General features: G+C 67.7%; 20 protein-coding genes. 16 read left to right on the forward strand and 4 right to left on the reverse strand.

Annotation, left to right across the window (positions count from 1 at the left end; genetic code table 11):
• Positions 1–45: 45 nt before the first annotated feature.
• Both ITJ49_RS14745 and ITJ49_RS14750 read right to left on the reverse strand, forming a co-directional pair.
• On the reverse strand, positions 46–1,242 hold the full coding sequence (locus ITJ49_RS14745; RefSeq protein WP_194606342.1) for a D-alanyl-D-alanine carboxypeptidase: 1,197 nt from the start codon (positions 1,240–1,242) through the stop codon (positions 46–48).
• A gap of 44 nt (positions 1,243–1,286) precedes the next feature.
• Positions 1,287–2,114, reverse strand: coding sequence for an RNA methyltransferase (locus ITJ49_RS14750; protein WP_194606343.1), 828 nt, complete (start codon positions 2,112–2,114; stop codon positions 1,287–1,289).
• A gap of 74 nt (positions 2,115–2,188) precedes the next feature.
• On the opposite strand from ITJ49_RS14750, the gene ITJ49_RS14755 reads away from it, so the two are divergent.
• Both ITJ49_RS14755 and ITJ49_RS14760 read left to right on the forward strand, forming a co-directional pair.
• Positions 2,189–3,043: a Sir2 family NAD-dependent protein deacetylase gene (locus ITJ49_RS14755; RefSeq protein WP_194606344.1), complete on the forward strand. Its 855-nt coding sequence runs from the start codon at positions 2,189–2,191 to the stop codon at positions 3,041–3,043.
• Between the two features lie 49 nt (positions 3,044–3,092).
• Positions 3,093–3,731 carry a histidine phosphatase family protein gene (locus ITJ49_RS14760; protein ID WP_194606345.1) on the forward strand — a complete coding sequence of 213 codons (639 nt, stop codon included), beginning with the start codon at positions 3,093–3,095 and terminating at the stop codon, positions 3,729–3,731.
• Between the two features lie 85 nt (positions 3,732–3,816).
• Here ITJ49_RS14760 and ITJ49_RS14765 read toward each other — a convergent pair whose 3' ends face one another.
• A complete protein-coding gene (locus ITJ49_RS14765; RefSeq protein ID WP_194606346.1) occupies positions 3,817–4,917 on the reverse strand; it encodes a glycosyltransferase family 1 protein in 1,101 nt (366 codons plus the stop codon).
• A complete protein-coding gene (locus ITJ49_RS14770) occupies positions 4,914–5,828 on the reverse strand; it encodes an alpha/beta fold hydrolase (protein ID WP_194606347.1) in 915 nt (304 codons plus the stop codon). The genes ITJ49_RS14765 and ITJ49_RS14770 overlap by 4 nt, the downstream gene beginning before the upstream one ends.
• A 145-nt stretch (positions 5,829–5,973) precedes the next feature.
• On the opposite strand from ITJ49_RS14770, the gene treS reads away from it, so the two are divergent.
• The 14 genes from treS (at position 5,974) to ITJ49_RS14840 (ending at position 21,076) form a co-directional block, all read left to right on the forward strand.
• The gene (gene treS / locus ITJ49_RS14775) at positions 5,974–7,722 is read left to right on the forward strand and encodes a maltose alpha-D-glucosyltransferase (protein WP_194606348.1); all 1,749 of its coding nucleotides are present in this window, start codon (positions 5,974–5,976) and stop codon (positions 7,720–7,722) included.
• A 100-nt stretch (positions 7,723–7,822) separates the two neighbouring features.
• Entirely contained in the window at positions 7,823–8,533 is a 711-nt protein-coding gene (locus ITJ49_RS14780) for an exonuclease domain-containing protein (protein ID WP_370544546.1), read from the forward strand.
• Positions 8,534–8,624: 91 nt separating this feature from the next.
• Entirely contained in the window at positions 8,625–9,761 is a 1,137-nt protein-coding gene (locus ITJ49_RS14785; protein WP_055957707.1) for a DUF475 domain-containing protein, read from the forward strand.
• Positions 9,762–9,822: 61 nt separating this feature from the next.
• Complete coding sequence (locus tag ITJ49_RS14790) at positions 9,823–10,413, forward strand: TerD family protein (protein ID WP_123943795.1); 591 nt, start codon at positions 9,823–9,825, stop codon at positions 10,411–10,413.
• A gap of 51 nt (positions 10,414–10,464) precedes the next feature.
• Positions 10,465–11,046, forward strand: coding sequence for a TerD family protein (locus ITJ49_RS14795; protein ID WP_055957713.1), 582 nt, complete (start codon positions 10,465–10,467; stop codon positions 11,044–11,046).
• Positions 11,047–11,224: 178 nt separating this feature from the next.
• Positions 11,225–11,803: a TerD family protein gene (locus ITJ49_RS14800; RefSeq protein ID WP_055957718.1), complete on the forward strand. Its 579-nt coding sequence runs from the start codon at positions 11,225–11,227 to the stop codon at positions 11,801–11,803.
• Between the two features lie 46 nt (positions 11,804–11,849).
• Entirely contained in the window at positions 11,850–13,079 is a 1,230-nt protein-coding gene (locus ITJ49_RS14805; protein ID WP_370544541.1) for a toxic anion resistance protein, read from the forward strand.
• A gap of 94 nt (positions 13,080–13,173) precedes the next feature.
• Positions 13,174–13,683, forward strand: coding sequence for a hypothetical protein (locus ITJ49_RS14810; RefSeq protein ID WP_194606349.1), 510 nt, complete (start codon positions 13,174–13,176; stop codon positions 13,681–13,683).
• Entirely contained in the window at positions 13,683–14,234 is a 552-nt protein-coding gene (locus tag ITJ49_RS14815) for a TerD family protein (protein ID WP_228514537.1), read from the forward strand. Before ITJ49_RS14810 ends, ITJ49_RS14815 begins: the two co-directional genes overlap by 1 nt.
• 2 nt (positions 14,235–14,236) lie before the next feature.
• Complete coding sequence (locus ITJ49_RS14820) at positions 14,237–14,974, forward strand: hypothetical protein (RefSeq protein ID WP_194606350.1); 738 nt, start codon at positions 14,237–14,239, stop codon at positions 14,972–14,974.
• Between the two features lie 9 nt (positions 14,975–14,983).
• Positions 14,984–16,147, forward strand: a complete 1,164-nt coding sequence (locus ITJ49_RS14825) for an HpcH/HpaI aldolase/citrate lyase family protein (protein ID WP_194606351.1) — start codon at positions 14,984–14,986, stop codon at positions 16,145–16,147.
• Complete coding sequence (locus ITJ49_RS14830; RefSeq protein ID WP_194606352.1) at positions 16,144–18,657, forward strand: phosphoribosyltransferase domain-containing protein; 2,514 nt, start codon at positions 16,144–16,146, stop codon at positions 18,655–18,657. Before ITJ49_RS14825 ends, ITJ49_RS14830 begins: the two co-directional genes overlap by 4 nt.
• Positions 18,654–19,574: an HAD family hydrolase gene (locus tag ITJ49_RS14835; RefSeq protein ID WP_194606353.1), complete on the forward strand. Its 921-nt coding sequence runs from the start codon at positions 18,654–18,656 to the stop codon at positions 19,572–19,574. The genes ITJ49_RS14830 and ITJ49_RS14835 overlap by 4 nt, the downstream gene beginning before the upstream one ends.
• Positions 19,571–21,076 carry a hypothetical protein gene (locus ITJ49_RS14840; RefSeq protein ID WP_194606354.1) on the forward strand — a complete coding sequence of 502 codons (1,506 nt, stop codon included), beginning with the start codon at positions 19,571–19,573 and terminating at the stop codon, positions 21,074–21,076. The genes ITJ49_RS14835 and ITJ49_RS14840 overlap by 4 nt, the downstream gene beginning before the upstream one ends.
• Positions 21,077–21,121: the final 45 nt, after the last annotated feature.

Below are 21,121 nucleotides of genomic sequence, written 5' to 3' on the forward strand. Positions count from 1 at the left end.
CGCGAGGTCAGTCCCCGGCCACGGCCGCGACGCCCCGTAGCGCGGCTAGAAGACCAGCGACGGGTTCGTCAGCCGCCACCACGCGTCGGGCGCCGGAATCGGATGGTCGAGCTCGAGCGGCACGGTCGTCGTCGTCTCGCCGATAGTGACTTTGAGGGTTCCGGCCCGGTCTCCGGTCGACGCCTCCGAGACGGCGTCGAGCGACGGGACGGCTCTCACCGCTGCCTTGCCGTAGACGAGCTTCGACACCGTCTTCGAAGCCACGGCGTGCGCATTCGCGCCCCACTCGGTCGCGTAGGTGCCGAACGCGGTGCCCTCGGTGACGGCCGTCACAGTCTGAAACCCCGACCTCACGCTCGCCAGGAGTTTCTGGATGTCGGCGTCGAGTGAGTCGTGGTCGACTCCGCCGAGCATCACGCCGATGACGGTGACCTCTTTGCCCTCAATGGTCTCGCGCGAGGCGAAGAGCAGGCAGGCGCCGGCCTCGTCGAGGGTGCCGGTCTTGATTCCGACGACCGAGTTGATGCCGAGCAGCTTGTTGGAGTTCTCGATCGTGCCGACCGTAGGTATCTCGACCGACTTCGTCGACACGATCTTCGCCACGTCCGGGTTGGCGAGAGCGAGCTTTCCGATCTTCACGAGATCGGTCGCCGTCGACTGGTTCGCGGCGCTCAGGCCGGTCGGCTCGACGAGTCGGGTGTGGTCGAGGCCGTTCTTCTTCAGCCAGGCAGAGACGGCGTCGACGAAGGCGTCGTTGGAGCCATAGGCCCAGTAGGCGAGGGCGCTCGCGTAGTTGTTGGCCGACTTGATCAGGGCGACCTGCAGAGTCTGCCGTTCGGTCAGCGTCAGACCCGTCGGCATGTCGGCCACCTCGCCGTTCTGGGCCAGGTAGCGCGCATACAGCGCGTGGTCGGAGGCCGTGAACGTGATTTTGGGGCTCTGAGAGCCGTCGAGGGGTTTCTTGTCGAGCACCACGAGTGCGGTGACGATCTTCGAGATGGAGGCGATCGAGCGCGGCTTGGCATCGCCCGAGGTCTTCAGGCTGTCGGTGAAGCCGACGGCCTCGACGGCGGTCGCGCCATACGACGGGAACGATAGCGACAGCGATTTCTCGGCCGGTGCCGTGAATCTCGTGACGGTCGCCGAGGCCGGAGCGATCGGGGCGAGCAGCGTGGCCGGAACGTAGACGCCGACGGCCACGACGACCGCCAGGGCGAGAACCGTCAGGGTCCGGCGCCTCACATAGTGCGGACGACGCGCCGACCCGCGGCCCCGCGCTCCCCGGCTCACGCCTGCGCCCCGGGCCGCGCCGCGCCTGGGCGCAATGCCCACAACACGACCGCCGAGGCCGCGGCGACGTTCAGGCTGTCGACGCCGTGGAGCATGGGGATCGTGACAACTGTGGTCGCGGCCTCGAGCGCCCGGTGTGACAGCCCGTCGCCCTCGGTGCCGAACAGCATCGCGATCTTCTCGGGAGCCCGAGCGGCGTACTCGTCGAGGGTCACCGCATCGTCGCTGAGCGCCAGGGCGGCGATGTCGAAGCCGGCCTTGCGCAGCACGTCCGCCCCCTCCGGCCAGTCGGGCAACCTGGTCCACGGCACCTGTAGCACCGTGCCCATCGAGACGCGGACGCTGCGACGGTACAGCGGGTCGGCCGAACGGGGCGTGACGAGGACGGCGTCGGCCCCGAGCCCCGCTACGGCGCGGAAGATGGCCCCGACATTCGTGTGGTCGACGATGTCTTCGAGCACGACGACGCGTCGGGCGCCCTCGAGCACCGACTCGACGCTCGGAAGCTCGGGGCGGTGCATTGCGGCGAGCGCCCCGCGGTGCAGGTGGAAGCCGGTCAGTCGTTCGAGCACGTCGGACTCACCGACGAAGATCGGCCCGTCGTAGTCGGCCACGAGCGGCTCGATGTCGGCCAACCACTTCTCGCTCAGGAGGACCGACCGGGGCACGTGGCCGGCGGCGAGAGCGCGCGCGATGACCTTCGACGACTCGGCGATGTACAGGCCGCCCTCGGGCTCGGTCTTGCGGCGCAGGGCCACGTCGGTGAGGCGGGAGTAGTCGGCGAGCTCGGCGGAGTCGAGGTCGGTGATGCGGGTGACGCGCAAGGAGGGCTCCCGGAAACAAAACGGCAAGAGAACGCGTTTAGGCTAACGTCACCCGCCTTTGAGGAGCCCCACCTATGGCGCAAGCCGCCACGCCCGACAGCTCGACCGACGGAGCAGCCACCCTCGATGAGGCCGTACGCGTCCTCCGGGGGCGCCGCCTCGCAGTGCTCACGGGTGCGGGGGTGTCGACCGATTCGGGGATCCCGGATTACCGCGGGGAGGGTGCGCCGGTGCGTCGCCCGATGACCTTCCAGCAGTTCAAGGGCGATACCGATTTCCAGAAGCGCTACTGGGCCGGCAGCCACCTCGGCTACCGTCACTTCGCCGCCTCCCGCCCGAACGACGGCCACCGCGCGCTCGCCGCACTGGAGCAGGCCGGTGTCACCAACGGTGTCGTCACGCAGAACGTCGACGGGCTGCACCTGCGGGCGGGATCCTCGCGTGTCGTCGATCTGCATGGCACCGTCGACCGGGTCGTCTGCCTCACCTGCGGTCAGGCGTTCGCGCGCGAGACGGTCGCGGAGCGCATGGCCGAGGCGAATCCCTGGCTCGAGCGTCCCGACGAGATTCGCCTGAACCCCGATGGCGATGTCGACGTCTACGACATCGACGCCTTTGTGCTGCCGGTCTGCACCGTGTGCTCGGGCGTGCTGAAGCCCGACGTGGTGTTCTTCGGCGAGTTCGTTCCGGTCGAGCGTTTCGCGGAGGCCCGAGCGATGGTGCAGTCGGCTGACGCCCTCGTCATCGCGGGGTCGAGCCTCGTGGTCAACTCCGGTATCCGCCTGCTCGAGACGGCCCTCCGCAAGAAGGCCCCGGTCGTCATCGTCAACCGGGGCGTCACCAAGGGTGACGCCCGCGCCGCGGTTAAGCTGAGTGCCGGCGCGTCAGAGACGCTGGCAGCCCTGGCCGAGCGGCTCATCGACGCGTAGTCCCGTCGAGGGGTGGTCGCACGGCCTCGTCGACACGAAGGACTCCCCCATGACACGGCTCTACCTCGTCCGCCACGGTGAGACCGACTGGAACAGGGCGCGAAGGATCCAGGGCTCGACCGACATCCCCCTGAACGACACGGGCCGGGCCCAGGCCCTCGACACCGCCCGCCTGCTCTCTCGCCGCTCGTTCGACCGCGTCGTCGCGAGCCCGCTCTCCCGCGCACTCGAGACGGGTTCGATCATTGCGAGCCACCTCGGGCTCGACGAGCCCGAGATCGACCCCGGAATGATCGAACGGAACTACGGCGAGGCCGAGGGGTTCACGTTCGAAGATATCGCGCTGCATTTTCCCGATGATGCGCCGGTGCCCGGTCGGGAGCGTCGCAGTGTGCTTCGCACCCGGGTCGAGACCGCCCTGCTGGGGATCGCCGAGCGTCACCCCGGAGAGACCGTCGTGGTTGCGACGCACGGCGCCGTGATCCGCGCCATCGTCAACCACATCTCACCCGAGACGTCGGCCGATCGTTCGGTGCCGATCCGCAACGGGTCGATCCACTCGTTCGACGTAAACGACGGTGCCCTGTCGCTGATCGCGTTCGACGATCCGATCGAAGTCGAGTCGGAGGCCGCGGGCCGCTACTCGTTCGAGTACCAGAACGCGCTCGAGGGTCGCGCCGACGCGTAGCGCGGGCCGCCATCCGACGCGGATCGGCCATAGCGACGTGGCGCGCCGCGTCGGTTCGGGCGATCCGCGTCAGCTCGCTGCCGGGCTAGCGTCGACCGATCCGCTCCAGCACCTCGAGCAACGTCGTCGCCGACGAATCCCAGCTGAACAGGGCGGCCTGCGCGACCGACGCTTCCGAGCGACGCGCCCACTCCCCCGGCTCGGCCAGCTTCAGCACGGCCTCGGCGATCGACGCCGGCGAGTCGGGGTCGAAGTAGACCGCCGCCTCCCCGCCGACCTCACGGAAGATCGGGATGTCGCTGACGACGGCGGGGGTTCCGAGTGCCATGCCCTCGATGACCGGAATGCCGAAACCCTCGGCCTTCGAGGCTGTGACGACCGCCGTGGCGCCCAGCAGCACGTCGCGGTACTCCTCGTCGCTCGCCCCGTCGTGGAACACCAGGGATCCGGGTGGGGCGAGGCGTTCGAGCTCTTCCCGCTCGCTGTCGGAGACCCGGCTCATGAGGTGCAGGCGGTACCCGTCGAGGCGGAGCAGGGCTCGGGTGAGCGACCGGACGTTCTTGTAGGGCATGAAGCTGCCCATGTAGACCAGGTTGCGGGCGGTGGGCTGGATCCTCGGTTCCGCCGTCTGCGGGTCGGCCGCGTTGTACACCACCGTCACCGGCTTCGACGTGAGCTGGTGTGCCGTGATCTCGGCCGCGGTGGTCTCGCTGACGGTCGCGATCTCGTCGGCTCGGTTCAGAAGCAGCCGCTGCGGCCACCAGGCGAGGTGGTAGAGCCGCCAGAGCAAACGGATCGGCAGCGCGAACTCGGGCGGGGGTGTGCGGTTGGTGTAATAGATGAGGTCGTGCAGGGTCAGCACGAGCCGGTAGCGACGCCCGAACGAGCCCATCGTCTGCATGGGCGACCACACGACGTCGGGCTTCAGCCGGTTGACCTGGAGGGCCACCAGGGGTTCTCTCGGGCTCGTGGGGGCGCTGACGAGCTGGTGGGGCGCCTCGGGCAGCTTGTCGAGCTGACGGTCGTCGTTGACCAGCAGCGTCACGTCGTGCCCCGCAGCACGAGCCAGCGGAACGAGAGCCGATGCCACCCCGGCCGTGAATCGGCTGATGCCGTCGTGCCGACCCACCCGCACATAGCGGCAGTCGACGACGAGGCGGAGCGGAGCGGTGGAGGTCCGAGTCATCGGACGAAGTCCTGGATCGCGACCGCCGCCTCGCGGGGCTTCTCGTAGTGGATCAGGTGCCCGACCCCGCGGATCACGTCGAGCTGGGCGTCGGCGAACAGGGTCTGCAGCTCGTATTGCGCGGGCAGCGCAGTGATGTCGTCGCGGTCGGCGGCCACCAGCAGAACCGGCACGCGGATGTCACGCGCGTACGTCGACACGTCGCTCGACACCGACGCTTGGAACGCCTCGAGCACCACCTGCCTCGAGGCGAATCGCGAGAAGTAGACGTCGTGCTGGTCGTGCACCCAGGCCCGCAACGCGCTCTGCTTGGTCTTGACCATGGCGAGACTGGCGATCCGGGTCACGAGACGGGAACCGAGGATCCGATACCCCGCCCGTTCGGGCAGCCGTGCGCCTGCCCAGTAGTAGAAGACGGCGAGCCTCGTCAGTACGCCGCGCGGCCCCGAGAGCGCGGGAGCGGCGATCGGGTTGACGAGGATCAACTTCGCGACGTCGAGCCCCGAGGCACACGCGGCGCTCGACACGATCGACCCGAAGGAGTGACCGAGCAGGATCGTCTCGGGGCCGAGGTCGAGAGCACGGAGGAAACCGCGGAGCCATTCGGCATAGGTAGCGACACTGTGCTCGCGACCGGGCAGTGCCTCGGACTCGCCGAAGCCCGGCAGATCGGGCGAGATCACCCGGACGCGCTCGCCGGGAGCATCGGGCCCCGCGAGGAAGGCGACGACGGGTTCCAGCCCGTGATGGTCGCCACGGAAGCCGTGGACCGCCACGATCGTGGTCGGTGCGGTGGCATCGCCATACACCCAGTAGTGCGCGGCTCGACCCCCGACCTCGACGAGGCCTTGCTCAGTGGGGATGGCTCCGAGCCGGTCGGCATAGGGCGAGGGGACTCTCGGTTCAGGCACGCGTTCAGTCTAGGCAGGCGAGTTTCGGCGAGTGGGCGAGTTTGGGCGGGTGGGCGACCGCCCGCCCTAGAGTAGAAGGACCGCTGCAAACGCGTTCGCGTGCCGATACCCGGTCAGCCCAACCCGCACAGTCGCAAGGAGAACGGTGAGCTTTACTGCCCCCATCCAAACGCCCGGACTCACCCTCGATCCGCAGTGGTATCGACGAAGCGTCTTCTACGAGGTGATGGTCCGCTCATTCGTCGACAGCAACGGTGACGGCGCGGGCGATATCGCCGGTCTGTCGTCACGGCTCGACTATCTCCAGTGGCTCGGCATCGACGCGCTCTGGATGCCGCCCTTCTTCCAGTCGCCCCTCCGTGACGGTGGCTACGACATCTCCGACTACAAGGCGATCCTGCCCGAGTTCGGCACGCTCGACGAGTTCCGCGACCTGGTCACCAAGGCGCACGAGCGCAATATGCGCATCGTGATCGACATGGTGATCAACCACACCTCCGACGCGCACGACTGGTTCCAGCAGTCGCGAGAAGACCCCGACGGTCCCTACGGCGACTTCTACACCTGGAGCGACACCGACGAGAAGTACGAGAACATCCGCATCATCTTCGTCGACACCGAAGAGAGCAACTGGACGTTCGACCCCGTCCGCCGCCAGTTCTTCTTCCACCGCTTCTTCTCACACCAGCCCGACCTCAACTACGAGAACCCGAAGGTGCACGAGGCGATCTACGACGTCATCCGGCACTGGCTCGACCTCGGAGTCGACGGGATCCGACTGGATGCGATCCCCTACCTGTATCAGTCCGAAGAGGGCAACGGCGAGGGTGAGCCGGCCACGCACGAGTTCGTCAAGAAGCTCCGCGCCATGATCGACGAGGAGTACCCCGGTCGCATCATGATCGCCGAGGCCAACCAGTGGCCCCGCGAGGTCGCCGCCTTCTTCGGCACCGAAGACGAGCCCGAATGCCACATGGCCTTCGACTTCCCGGTCATGCCGCGCATCTTCTACTCACTGCGCTCGCAGGATGCCGGTGAGCTGACCCGGATCCTCTCCGAGACGACCGACGTGCCCGAGAGCGCCGGCTGGGGGGTGTTCCTCCGCAACCACGACGAGTTGACCCTCGAGATGGTCAGCGAGGAGTATCGCCAGGCCATGTATGGCTGGTACGCCTACGACCCGAGAATGCGATCGAACATCGGGATCCGGCGGCGCCTCGCTCCGCTCCTCGACAACTCGCGCGCCGAGCTCGAGCTCGCCCACGCCCTCCTCTTCGCACTCAAGGGCTCGCCGTTCCTCTACTACGGCGACGAGATCGGCATGGGCGACAACATCTGGCTCAACGACCGCGATGCTTCGCGCACACCGATGCAGTGGACGCCCGACCGCAACGCCGGGTTCTCCACCGCCGACCCGGGAAAGCTCTACCTGCCGACGATCCAGTCGCTCGTGTACAACTACACGCTCGTGAACGTCGAGAGCCAGCTCGCGCAGTCACGGTCGCTCCTGCACTGGATCCGCAACGTGATCCACGTGCGGAAGGCACACCCGACCTTCGGGCTCGGCACCCTGGACGTGCTTCCGACCAACCACGAGTCGACCCTCGCCTTCGTGCGCTCATACGCCGGATCGGGAACGCAGTTCGGAGACTCGGCGGAAGACATCCTCTGCGTCTTCTCGTTCGCGCACAACCCGACCTCGGTCACGGTCTCGGCACCGCAGTTCGCGGGACGGACGTTGTTCGACCTGTTCGGCGGGGGGCAGTTCCCGTCGTTCGACGAGAAGGGCGAAGTGACACTGACTCTCGGCACCCAGGCGTTCTTCTGGTTGCACGTCGGTGGGCCCGATACCGCGACCACGGAGGACGCGGCGGCGGTGTCTGCCCAGGGCTGACGGTGGCTGGCTCTAGGCTTCTCGCGTGACTGATGCAGCGATCGACGGTTCCGGTTCGAGCGACGAAGCCGGTGCCGCGGTCGGTGCGGTCGCCGGTGACGTGGAGATCGGGCCGGTCCCCGTCCGCTGGTGGGACGGCCTCGGGGTGTTCGATCTCGAGACCACCGGCATCGATGTAGAGACGGCGCGCATCGTCACGGCGCACGTAGGCGTGATCGACTCGACCGGGGCGTCGATCGCCGCTGGCGAATGGCTCGCCGACCCCGGCGTCGACATCCCGTCGCAGGCTTCCGCCGTGCACGGCATCACGACCGAGCGCGCGCAGGCCGAGGGGCGGCCCGCGGTCGAGGTCGTCGCCGAGATCATCGCGGCTCTCCGCGCCGTCTTCCTGCGAGGCATCCCCCTCGTCATCTACAACGCGCCCTACGACCTCACCGTGCTCGACCGTGAGGCTCGTCGCCACGGTCTCGAGCCACTGGCCGACGCCTTGCTCGACGGGTGCGTCGTCGATCCGCTCGTGATCGACAAGGCCGTCGACAAATACCGCAAGGGCAAGCGCACGCTCGAAGCGGCCGCCCAGTTCTACGAGGTCTCGCTGACCGACGCCCACGACGCCGGTGCCGACGCGGTCGCTGCCGGCCGCGTCGCACAGGCCATGGCCCGCAAACACCAGGCCACGCTCGACGTGCCGGCACCCGACCTCCACACCCTGCAGGTGGGCTGGTGTCGCGACCAGGCGGCGAGTTTCCAAGAGTTCAAGCGGCGCACCGACCCCACCTTCACGGCGTCCGGTTCCTGGCCTTCCCGCTAGACGGCTCGCGTCTCTCAGACGCGGTTCAGTAATATCGATGTAGGAGCGAAATACGTTCCGACAGCAGCGCGATCCCTTGGGGGCCACACCCTTGTTCCTGAAGACCTTCGGTTGGTCGCTCGTGATCACCGTCCTCGCCTTGGCCATCGCATTCCTCTACGGCGGGCCATCGGCCCTCGCCCTGGCGGCGATCCTGGGTGTTCTCGAGATCAGTCTCAGTTTCGACAACGCGGTCGTCAACGCTCGCATCCTCGAGCGCATGAGCCCGTTCTGGCAGCGCATCTTCCTGACGGTCGGCATCCTCATCGCCGTCCTCGGCATGCGGATCCTGTTCCCCCTCGTCATCGTGTCCGTCACCTCGGGCCTCAACCCCGTCGAGGCCGTCAAGCTGGCGCTCGAAAAGGGGTCGATCGAGACACCCGGCACGTACGCGTACATCCTCCACGACGCCCACCCGCAGATCGCCGCCTTCGGTGGCATCTTCCTGCTGATGATCTTCCTCGACTTCATGTTCGAGAAGCGCGAGATCCGGTGGATCGGCTTCCTCGAGAAGCCCCTGGCCAAAATCGGCCAGATCAATGCCGCCTCGGTCATCGTCGGGCTCGCCGGCCTGGTCGCCGCGTCGTTGGCCGCCGGCGACAAGCAAACGATCGTGCTCATCGCCGGTATCGCCGGAATGATCCTCTACTTCCTGGTCAACGGGCTCGGCGATCTCTTCGACGTCGGTGACGACGAGGTCGAAGAGGAGAACGGCGAGAGCGAACTCGACGCCGATTCCATCGACAAGCGGGCCGCGAAGGTCGGCGGAGGCAATCGCGAACTCGGCAAGGTCGTCGGCAAGGCCGCGTTCCTTTTGTTCCTCTACCTCGAGGTGATCGACGCGTCGTTCTCCTTCGACGGTGTCATCGGGGCGTTCGCCATCACGTCCGATCCGATCATCATCGCCCTGGGCCTCGGCCTCATCGGCGCCATCTTCGTCCGGTCGCTCACGGTGTTCCTCGTCCGTCAGGGCACCCTCGACGAATTCGTCTACCTCGACCACGGCGCCCACTGGGCGATCGGTGCCCTCTCGGTGATCCTGCTCGTCACGATCACCACCGAGGTTAGCGAAGTGGTCACCGGCCTCATCGGCGTCCTCTTCATCCTCGCCGCATTCATCACCTCGGTGATGCGCAACAGACGCCTCGCCGAGGCGGCCGACCACCCGGTCGAGTCCGTCTCCGTCTAGCTGAATATCCGGTCGGCCGACCGCCGACTCCCCCGCACCACCAATCGAAGGAGATCACGTCATGGGTTTGAGCCTCTCCAAGGGTCAGTCGCTGTCACTCACGAAGTCCGACGGCGGTGCACTCAGCAAAGTCCGCATGGGCCTTGGCTGGGACAGCGCGGCACCCGTCAAGCGTGGTCTCTTCGGCCGCGGCAAGGCCGCCGAAGTCGACCTCGACGCGTCGGCCATCTACTTCGACCAGGCCGGGCAGCCGCTCGACAAGATCTGGTTCAAGCAGCTCAAGAGCACCGACGGCTCTGCCCAGCACACCGGCGACAACCTCACCGGTGCAGGTGACGGCGACGACGAGACGATCCTCGTCGACCTCACGAAGGTGTCGCCTGCCGTCGCCCAGATCGTCTTCGTCATCTCCAGCTACAGCGGCCAGACGTTCGATCTCGTGCAGAACGCGTTCTGCCGCCTGGTCGACGACTCGACGGCCGGCTCACCGGAGGTCGTCCGGTTCGAGCTCACCGACGCGGGAACACACACGGCGATGGTGATGGCGAAGGTGTCTCGCGAGGGCGCGGGCTGGAAGTTCACGGCCGTCGGCAATCGTGCCGCCGGGCGCTCCGTCCTCGACCTCATCGCCCCGGCTGCCCAGGCGCTCTAGCGCGGGCATCCGCCTCACACCAGTCGAACCCCTTCCGCCGAAAGGATCACCATGGCCAGCCTGTCGCTCTCCAAGGGCAACAACCTCTCTCTAACGAAAGCGGATCCGGGGCTCAAGCGCGCCATGATCGGCCTCGGGTGGGATCCCCGGACGACCAGCGGGGCGGAGTTCGATCTCGACGCGTCGGCCCTCCTCATCGGAGCCAACGGCAAGGTGCGGTCGAACGACGACTTCATCTTCTACAACCAGCTGCAGACTCCTAATGGGTCGGTGATCCACCAGGGTGACAACCGCACGGGCCTCGGCGACGGAGACGACGAGCAGATCCTCATCGACCTGTCGCTCGTCGAGGCCGACGTCCAGCGAATCGTCATCACGGTCACCATCGATCAGGGAGACGTGCGCGGGCAGAACTTCGGCCAGGTGCGCGACGCCTTCTGCCGGGTCGTGAACGAAGACAGCCAGCAAGAGATCGTCCGGTACGACCTCAGCGAAGACGCCGCCGCCGAGACCGCGATGATCTTCGCCGAGATCTACCGGAACGGCGCTGAGTGGAAATTCAGGGCCGTGGGCCAGGGTTATGTGACGGGCCTGCGCGGAATCGCGACCGATTTCGGCATCGTCCTCGACTAGCTCTGGCAAGCCCCACCAGCCAGGCAAGCCCCGCCAGCTGGGCCAACTCCACTAGCCAGCACAGCCCCACTAGCCAGCACAGCCCCACGACCCAGCACAGCGCAACTAGCCACTCAGGCCGACGAGCGATCCGACGCTCGTCGACACAGACCATCAGCACCTCGAAGGAGCACTCGAAATGGCCGGACTCACGCTCGAAAAGGGCAACAACCTCTCGCTCACGAAGACGAGCCCCGGGCTCACCGTCGCCACTGTCGGCCTCGGCTGGGATCCCCGCACTACCTCGGGCGAAGAATTCGACCTCGACGCCTCCGCCCTGCTCGTCGGCGCCGACGGCAAGGTCCGCTCGTCCGCCGACTTCATCTTCTACAACCAGAAGAAGTCGGCGAACAGCTCGGTCGAGCACCTCGGCGACAACCGCACGGGTGAGGGCGACGGCGACGACGAGCAGATCATGATCGACCTCAAGAACGTCGAGGCCGACGTGACGCGCGTCGTCATCGCGGTCTCGATCGACAAGGCCGACGAGCGTCGCCAGAACTTCGGTCAGGTGCGAGCCGCGTACTGCCGCGTGGTCGACCAAGACAACACCGAGATCGTTCGTTTCGATCTGAGCGAAGACGCAGCGCCCGAGACCGCGATGGTCTTCGCCGAGGTCTACCGCAACGGCTCGGAGTGGAAGTTCAAGGCCGTCGGCCAGGGCTACACGACCGGCCTCGCCGGCATCGCAGCCGACTTCGGCGTCAACCTGGGCTAATACGCCCGCCCATTCCCGATCCCTTCCACTCGACGAGGATTCCCCCGTGGCCACTCCCCTCACTCCCCCTGAAGACACCGGCAGCGAAGCCGGTCTGGTGCTGCGCGCTCCCGACGCACCCGAGATCGTTACTGCAGACGACGCGCCGGGCATGGTTCCCGTGCCTGCTGAGCGTCAGACCGAGATTCAGCGGCAGGCGCGAGAGTTCGTCGCCGAGGTGGCGTCCCTGGATCCTCGGTCCCCGCAGTTCACCGAGAAGGTGGAGGGCATCTCCGCGATCGCCAGCACCGAGATGACCACCTCGGGGTCGTTCTCGTCGCGCATGCTGGAGCGCTCCTCGACCTCGGTGGCGGGGTCGAAGCGGAGCGGGTCGAGCTCGCAGGTGAAGGTCGCCGCAACACTCGGCGATCTCCGGTCGACAGTCGAAGACCTCACCCCGAATCAGGCTGACCTGGGCGTGGGTCGCAAGATCCTCGGCTTCATCCCCGGTGGCAACAAGCTGGCGAAGTACTTCCAGAAGTACGAGTCGGCTCAGACCCAGCTCGACGCGATCATCAAGTCGCTCATGTCGGGTCAAGATGAGCTCCTCAAAGACAATGCGTCGCTCGCGGGCGAGAAGGTGCAGCTGTGGGAGACCATGCAGCAGCTGAGCGAGTACGCCGTATTCGCCAAGGCCCTCGACGCGGCCACCGTTGAGAAGATCGACGCGATGCGGTCGTCGGGCAAGGTCGACGAAGCATCGAAGCTTGAATCCGACGTGCTGTTCACCGTGCGCCAGAGGCACCAAGACATCCTGACTCAGCTCGCCGTCTCGGTGCAGGGCTATCTCGCGATGGACCTCATTCGCAAGAACAACGTCGAGCTCATCAAGGGCGTCGACCGGGCACGCACCACGACCATCGCGGCCCTGCGTACGGCCGTCGTCGTCGCTCAGGCGCTGGCGAACCAGAAGATGGTGCTCGATCAGATCGACGCCATCAACACGACGACCAACAACATGATCCTGCAGACGAGCGAGATGCTGCGCGATCAGACGACCCGGATTCACGAGCAGGCGTCGAGCTCGGGTGTGAGTGTCGAGACGCTGCAGAAGGCATTCGACAACGTCTTCGCGACGATGGACTCGATCGACACGTTCCGCGCCCAGGCGGCCACGAACATGGCCGGAACAGTCGCGGCCCTCGAGACGGGTATCCAGCGTGCTCGGCCCTATCTCGAGCGCAGCCGTCAGAGCGAGGGCACGGAGCCCGGCGCCATCGGCACCGGTCGCTCCTGAAGCCCGGCCCGTCGCCGAGAGTCCGCTCAGCGCAGGGGGCCCGGCACAGAAGAGACAACAGCACGAGAATTGACGGCAGAGAGGTGAGGCGCTGATGCGGCGATTCGTCGAGGCGATCTTCGGCCGGCCAGCCGTGCCGGTCGACGACTCCCGACCCGCCGAGGTCGTCGAGACCGAGGCGCAGCGCACCGCCCGGGCACTGGCCGATTTCCAGGCTCTGGTACGCCGGTCGGGCCGAGACATGCCGACGCTGGTCTCGTCGCAGCTCGGCCAGATCGCCGACCTGCTTGGAGTGGTCGTCGATGCGGCGGCCTCCGAAGACGCGTCGACCGAGCAGCGGTACCTGCTCGACGCGATGGTCGGCGACTATCTGCCGACGCCGGTGCACACCTACCTCGCGCTTCCGAGCGACGATCGCCGGGAGTCGAGCAGGGCCACCGGGATCCTCGTCGACCAGCTGACTCTGCTCGAAGAGACCATCCGCGATCTGCTCAACCAGATCCGCACCGGAGCGATCGCCGAGCTGTCCACGCACGGTCGGTTTCTCGCCGCCAAGTTCGACGGACCCGAGCTCACGCTCGCGCCCTCCTCCGAGAACGCCTGATGGCGAGCATCGTCGCCGGCGGCAATGCCGCGCTCACCGCCGAGAATCCCGGCCTCGACGAGGTCGTGGTCGGCCTCGGCTGGGACGTCATCCCCAGCCGCGGCCCACAGTCCGAACTGACGGCCATGGCGCTCCTCCTCGGTGCCGATGGCAAAGCACTCTCTAATGAGCACCTCGTCTACTTCAACCAGATCGAATCGGCCGATGCCTCGGTGGCGTTCCTCAGCGACGACGACGACGACGAAATCGACGTCGACCTCGCGCACGTGCCGCCGGCCGTCGACACGATCATGTTCATCGTCTACGTCGACCCCGACGTGCGGGGCCCCGGCAGCTTCGCCTCCGTACGGTCGGCGCACATCCGGGTCGCTCGACGCGACGGGTCCGAGCTGGTTCGCTTCGACCTCGCGACCATCGACGACAAGGCCATCAACGCGCTGCTATTCGGCGAGCTGTACCGCCACCGCGACGAGTGGAAGTTCCGGGCGCTGGGCCAGGGGTACCGCACCGGCCTCACCGGAGTCGCCAAAGACTTCGACGTCTCGATCTGACCGTGACCTCGCCCGTTCGTCACGACCTGCCCTTTCTGAAGCGCAGGATCCGGCCCGCCGTCCCTCCCCCGCCCCCGCCCGCGCCCCCTGTCGCTCGCCCCGCCTCCCCCGCGATGTCGCACCCCGTGGTCCGTTCGGCGCCGTCCCGCACGGCCCCTGCCGCCCGCGTCGCTCCGTCCGCGGCCCCGCCGAGGCCCCCGCTCCGCTCTCCGAGCCGCTCCGCCCGCTCCCGCCTCTTTACCGCTCCCGCCGTGTCGGGTCGCGCCGAACTCGACGTGGAGAGCCCGGTCGCCCGTCTCGACCTGCTGCGGTCGTCGATCGGCACGCTCCTCGTCGAGGGGGCGACGGAAGTCGTCTGGGAGTCGACCGACCTCGTCTCGGGCACGGCCGCGGTCTCGGGTGAGACCACCGGCACCGTCGTCATGACCGCCGGCAATCGCCCTCTCGTGGGGTTCCACGGCGATCTGGCCGCGGTGACTCTCCGCCACGTCCGCGAGTTGCGTCGCGCGCTCTTCGTCGGTGGTGCGGGCCGCAGCATGGGCATCCGGCTGGTCGACGGTTCGGTCGTGACAGCGTCGAGCGACGGCGCCGGGCCGACGGTGGTCCTGCTCCTCGTCATCGACGGCGTCATCGAGCTCCGGGTCGCCAGCGCCTCGAGGGGCGATTCGTCGTCTGCCGTTCACGCGGAGTTCGGCTTTGAGGTCGCGGAGCGGTTCGACTTTCTCAGCCGAGATACCTGAGAATCAAGGATGCGCCACTTCTCGTTCCTGAGCGACGACTACCGATCCAGGCTCTTCCACCGGCAGCCCGTCGAATTGACGACCGCATCGCCCGCCCGACTGCTCAGCACGGCGCTCGGTGCGACGCTGTACACCCCGGGTGATCGACCGGACCTCGCGGGGTCGGTGATCCGGCAGACGGCGCGCGGCGCGATCAGCATGGTTCTCTGCCTCGAAGACAGCATCGCCGACGACGTCGTGCCGATGGCCGAAGACAACGTGGTGCAGGCACTGCGTGACCTCGATGGTCGCGACGGGCTCCCGCTCCTATTCGTGCGGGTGCGGACTGCCGCGCAGATCACGATGCTGGCCGAGCGCGCGGGTGACGCTATCGGAAGCCTCGCTGGCTTCGTCGTGCCCAAATTCCACAACGACGACGGTTATGGGCAGGACTTCCTCGATGCCCTGCACGAGGCTCAGTCCGCTCGGCCGGCCCGAGCCGGGTCGCTTCGGATCATGCCGATCCTCGAGTCGCCGGCCATGATCCACGCGGAGTCGCGCACGCGCGTGCTCTCGGACATCGCGAGCCTGCTGCAGGCGAACCGCGACGACGTGTTGGCCGTCCGCATCGGCACGACCGACCTCTCGAGCGTGTTCGGCCTGCGGCGCTCGCGCGACCTCACCATCTACGACGTCAACGTCGTGGCCTCCGTGATCGGTGACATCGTCAACATCCTCGGCCGCGGGAGCGACGGATTCACCATCACGGGCCCGGTCTGGGAGCATTACGCCGACACAGAGCGCCTCCTGCGCCCGCAGCTTCGCCTCACGCCGTTCGCCGAGGCCCACGAAGAGAACCTCCGCCGCCAGCTGCTGGTCAAGAACTACGACGGCCTGCTCCGTGAGATCACGCTCGACCACGCCAACGGCCTGCTCGGCAAGACCGTCATCCACCCCTCGCACGTTCCGCTCGTGCATGCGCTCTCGGTGATCAGCCACGAGGAGTATCTCGACGCCGTGGCGATCACTGCCCCCGGGTCGGCCGGAGTAGCCGCCTCCCCCTACAGAAACAAGATGAACGAGATGAAACCGCACCAGATGTGGGCCGAGAAGACCCTGCTGCGCGCCGATGCCTTCGGCGTGGCCTCCCCGGAGGCGACGTTCGTCGACTTCCTCGAAGCGAGCATGCTGTGATCCGCACCTGGACGGGCTTCTACGTCAGAGACGAGTTAGGGCTCGAAATCGACCAGGATCCGGCGAACAGCGTCGTTCCAGTCGATGCCCTGGTCGGTGTCGCGCTCCGGCGGAATCCCCGCCGCGCCCACCTGCTGGTCTCCACCGTTCTCGCCAAGCACGTGCCGACTCCCCCGCTTCTCGTCGAGAGCGCGGGCGCACTCCTCGGCACCCTCGTCGCGGAGCAGCTCGGGAGTCCCGCCGAGCCGGGCCTCGTCGCCGATGCGTCACGGCAGCTCGCAGAGGCCTTAGCGACGCCCGGGCCTGCGCGCGACAAACTGCTCGCGCTCCGCAGCCTGCTCCGCGGAGCCGAGGTGGTCGTGCCCGACGCGGTCGCGCTGGGCTACGCCGAGACGGCGACCGGTCTCGGGCGCCTGGTGGCCGACCAGCTCGGCTGCTACTACATCCACTCCACCCGGAGATCGTCGCCCGGCGACCGTCCGGTGGGCGGGTTCGATGAGGCCCACTCGCACGCCACCCGCCATCAGATCGTGCCGACCGACGAGGGCTGGCTTCGGCCCGGGAGCACCCTCGTGCTCGTTGACGACGAACTCAGCACGGGGTCGACGATCATCAACACGATTCGCGAGATCCACGCCATAGCCGCTCCCCGACGCGTCGTCGTGGCCGCGCTCGTCGACCTCCGCTCCGAGACCGATCGTGCGCGATTCACCGAGCTCGAGCACGAACTCGACACCGTGATCGACGTCGTGTCGCTCGGGAGCGGCGCCGTCCGGATTCCCGACGGGTTTGCTGCAGCCGCGGCGGAGCGGGTGGCCGAGACGGTCGAGACCGCCCCGGTGCCCGCCGATGAGCGGGGGTTGGCGCGGATCCTCGACGCTGCTGTCGTCGGGGTGCTTGCTCCCGACCGCTCGGGCGCCCCTTACCGCGATCGCTCTGACGGAGCCGTCGCTCGGGCGGTGGCCGATGCGGTGGAGGCGCGCTCGCGAGAGTCGACCCCAGCGTCGACCCTGGTGCTCGGGACCGAGGAGTTCATGGCGTTCCCGCTCGAGGTCGCCGCTCTGCTCGACACTCGTCGAACCGGAGTGTTGTTCTCGTCGACGACCCGCTCGCCGATCGCGGCGATCGACCGTGACGACTATGCGATCCGCTCGGTGCACTCGTTTCCCTCGCATGACGAGACGATCGACGGTCCCGGCCCGCGGTTCGCCTACAACCTGACGCCCGGCGGTCGACGCTTCGAGCAGATCGTGCTCGTGCCGGAGCCCGGTGTCACTCGCGGCGACCTCGCCGATGTGCTCGACGTGCTCGCCACCGCCTGCGACGAGGTCGTCGTCGTGACCGTCAGCGCACCCGTCGACGAGGAGGGAGCGAGACCCCTCCGCGGCCCCGCGTTCGGGTCGTACCGTGCCGATGAGGTGAGCTGGTTGCTGCAAGACCTCGGTAGCCTCGCTCTCGAGGCCCCCTCGGCTGACCGCGAGGCGGCCATCCAGTCAGGGCGAGCACATTACGCCGAGTCGCTCCCGCAGGAGTACGTCCCGTCGCCCGAATATCGCGCGCTCTACGCCGACGCTCTGGAGCGGTCGGCCCGCCGCGTGGCTCTCGCTGTCGGAGTGGCGGCCGAGATGGTACTCGACGGCCGCGAGCGGCCACCGGTGCTGGTCTCGTTGGCTCGCGCGGGGACGCCGATCGGCATTCTCATGAAGCGCTGGATCGAACGGTCGAGATCGATCGGCGTCGACCATTACACGATGAGCATCGTCCGTGGTGTCGGTATCGACACAACAGCGCTCGACTGGCTGGCAGACCACCACGACCCCGCCGACGTCGTCTTCGTCGACGGCTGGACCGGCAAAGGCGCGATCGCCCGCGAGCTGACCGCAGCTCTCGACGTCTATGCGGCGGCGGGCGGCCCGCGCTTCTCCGATGACCTCGTCGTGCTCGCCGACCCCGGCCACTGTGTGCCTGTCTTCGGCACCCGCGACGACTTCCTCATTCCCTCCGCGTGCCTCAATTCGACGGTCTCGGGGCTCGTGTCACGGACCGTGTTCAGCGAGCGGCTCATCGGCCCGGGCAAGTTCCACGGTGCGAAGTTCTACTCCGAGCTTGCGGCCGACGACGTCTCGGGCGAGTTTCTCGACACGGTGTCGGAGCACTTCGCCGCGGTGCACGCCGAGGCCGCTGCCGCAGCGATCGACCTCCTGGCCATCGACCGGACCCCCACCTGGGAGGGCTGGGCCACGGTCGAGCGCCTCCAGCAGGAGTACGGCCTCGACGATGTCAACCTGGTGAAGCCGGGTGTCGGCGAGACCACCCGCGTGCTGCTGCGGCGGGTGCCGTGGAAGATCCTGGTGAGGCCCGACGCCCTCGACGAAGTCGCGCACGTGCTGCTGCTGGCTGAGCAACGGGGTGTCGAAGTCGTTCACGTCGAGGGGCTCCCCTACAGCTGCGTCGGTCTCATCCGTCCGCTGGCCAGCGACTCGCTCGACCCCGCCCAGGGTGCGCTGTGAGTGGCGATCTCGTCGCGTCCGACCTCGACCGCACCCTCATCTACTCGGCACGGGCACTGCACCTCGACGAGACGAGTGCGGGAGTCGGCAGTTCGACGGTGTCGGGCCCCGGTACGTCAGACGGCAGCGCCTCCGACCGCAGCGCGCTCGACCTCGATGCTCCGTTGCTCACCGTCAGCGAGATCTACCGGGGCGAGCCCCTCTCCTTCATGACGCGGGCGGCAGAAGAGCAGCTCGCCGCCCTGGCCGCCGAGGTCGTCTTCGTGCCGGTCACCACCCGCACCGTGGCTCAGTTCCGACGCGTTCGCCTGCCGACCGTCCGATTCGAGTACGCAGTGACGACCAACGGCGGGGTCCTCCTCCACCACGGGGAGCCCGACGACGACTGGGCCGACACCGTGACGCGGCGCCTGGAGGGGCGGTGTGCTCCGCTCGGCGAGGTCGAAGCGCTGCTGCCCGATCCTCACGACGACGGCTGGATCCTTCGGTTCTCTCGTGCGGAAGACCACTTCGTGTACGCCATTGTGCAGCGCGACCAGCTGATCGCGGGCAGCGCAGCAGCCGACAGTCTCGCCACCCTCACGACAGAGGTCGAACGACGGGGCTGGACGGTCTCGCTTCAGGGGCGGAAGCTGTATCTGGTGCCGGCACCGCTGACCAAGAGCGCCGCCATCGCCGAGGTCGCGTCGCGGGTGGGGGCGAGCCGAGTTCTGGCGGCCGGAGACTCGCTCCTCGATCTCGACCTGCTCGACTTCGCCGATGTCGCCTACCGGCCGGCGCACGGCGAACTGCACGATCTCGGGGTTGCTCGGCCGCACCTCGGCGTGACCGAGGCGAGGGGTGTTCGTGCGGGAGAGGAGATCGTCTCCCGCCTCCGCGCCGACGTCGCAGCGGGAGTGCCCTCGGTCGCCCGGTGACACCGCGGCTTCACCGCGTCGCGCGACCGGCTCTGTTCGGCGTCGTGGCGTTTCTCGTCTCATTCGCGTTCTCGTGGGTGCCGTCGCCCTGGGGCGACGAGGCGGCGACCGTGCTGTCGGCGGATCGGCCCTGGCTCTCTCTCGCGCGAATGCTGACCACGGTGGATGCCGTCCACGGTGTCTACTACGCCCTCATGCACGTCTGGATCGATGCGTTCGGGCAGTCGATGATGGCTCTCCGGCTGCCGAGCGCGGTGGCCGTCGGGTTCGCGGCGGCGGGGGTCGTCGTTCTCGGCGATCGGCTCGGGAACCGCCGAATCGGGGCCGTCGCCGGCGCGGTTTTTATCGTCTTACCCCGGGTCACCTTCATGGGCGGGGAGGCCCGGTCGTACGCCCTGAGCGCCGCCGCGGCGGTCTGGCTCGTGGTGCTGATCGTCCACCTGCTCCGCAGCCCGGGGCTTCGGCGACGTGTGTGGTTCGCATATTCGCTTGCCCTGGCCGCCAGCATCGGCGTATTCCTCTATCTGGGGCTGCTGCTTCCGGCGGTGGCAGTCGCTGTGGTCGTGTCGTGGCTGTGGCGGGGGCGGCAGAGGGGGCGATGCGTGGTGGTCGAGCCAGCACGCTGGATCCGCTTCACGCTCCTCGGGATCCTGCTCGCCGGCCCCGTCATCGGCTTCGCCGTCGGGCAGCGCAACCAGATCAGCTTTCTTGGCGACCAGCAGGCGGTCACCCCTCACACGCTGGTCGTGACGCAGTGGTTCGGTAGTTCTCCGGTAGCTGTCTTCGGCTGGTCGGCGATCGCCGTGGCCCTCATCGTCGGGGTCTGGAGGAGTCGGCGGCACACTCGTGCGCACGAGGCCGCACCGTCTTTGCTCGCGCTTTCCACGGCTGCGGTGTTCGTGCCGATGCTCATTCTCACGGTCGTCAACGCGCTCGTCGCACCGATCTACACGACGCGTTACCTCTCGTTCGCGACGCCGTTCGTGGCGCTGCTGATGGCTCTGGGCATCTCGACGATCACCCGCCGATTCGCGGTTCACGCGGTCGTCGTCGTCGGGCTCGCTGTGCTGGTGCTTCCTGTGTACGTCGCACAGCGACAACCCTTTGCAAAAGACGGCGGCAGCGACTGGGCTGAGGTCGCCCGGGCGGTGGGCGATCGGGCTCGCCCCGGCGACGCGATCGTGTTCGACGATGACGTCGGCAACTCTCGCAAGCCCCGTGCGGTGAAGTACCTCTATCCGAGCGATTTCTCCGACCTCGTCGACGTCGCCCTGAAGACGCCCTACGCCCAGACCTCGGGAATTCGTGATGTGACGCGATCGATCGAAGCGTCGGCCGCTGCGCTCCGGGCTACTGACGGCCGAGTTTGGTTCGTCGACTACCGGGGGCACTCGTACGATCGCCCGAACCAGCTCGCCGAGTTGGAACGCCTCGGGTACCGCGTCACGCTGACCGTGGAGCTGCATCGCGACACCCTGTACCGGCTCGACCGCCGAGCGTGACGACGAGCACTTGACCGTCTCCATAGACGCAGAAACGCCCCGTGT

This window comes from Frondihabitans sp. VKM Ac-2883 (genome assembly GCF_015350875.1).
In the GTDB taxonomy this organism is placed as follows: Bacteria; Actinomycetota; Actinomycetes; order Actinomycetales; family Microbacteriaceae; genus Frondihabitans.

Excerpts from the sequence above, each read along its gene's own strand:
- ITJ49_RS14755 (WP_194606344.1), top strand. The coding sequence starts at position 2,189 with ATGGCGCAAGCCGCCACGCCCGACAGCTCGACCGACGGAGCAGCCACC.
- ITJ49_RS14760 (WP_194606345.1), top strand. The coding sequence starts at position 3,093 with ATGACACGGCTCTACCTCGTCCGCCACGGTGAGACCGACTGGAACAGG.
- ITJ49_RS14765 (WP_194606346.1), bottom strand. The coding sequence starts at position 4,917 with ATGACTCGGACCTCCACCGCTCCGCTCCGCCTCGTCGTCGACTGCCGC.
- ITJ49_RS14790 (WP_123943795.1), top strand. The coding sequence starts at position 9,823 with ATGGGTTTGAGCCTCTCCAAGGGTCAGTCGCTGTCACTCACGAAGTCC.
- ITJ49_RS14795 (WP_055957713.1), top strand. The coding sequence starts at position 10,465 with ATGGCCAGCCTGTCGCTCTCCAAGGGCAACAACCTCTCTCTAACGAAA.
- ITJ49_RS14800 (WP_055957718.1), top strand. The coding sequence starts at position 11,225 with ATGGCCGGACTCACGCTCGAAAAGGGCAACAACCTCTCGCTCACGAAG.
- ITJ49_RS14810 (WP_194606349.1), top strand. The coding sequence starts at position 13,174 with ATGCGGCGATTCGTCGAGGCGATCTTCGGCCGGCCAGCCGTGCCGGTC.
- ITJ49_RS14815 (WP_228514537.1), top strand. The coding sequence starts at position 13,683 with ATGGCGAGCATCGTCGCCGGCGGCAATGCCGCGCTCACCGCCGAGAAT.
- ITJ49_RS14825 (WP_194606351.1), top strand. The coding sequence starts at position 14,984 with ATGCGCCACTTCTCGTTCCTGAGCGACGACTACCGATCCAGGCTCTTC.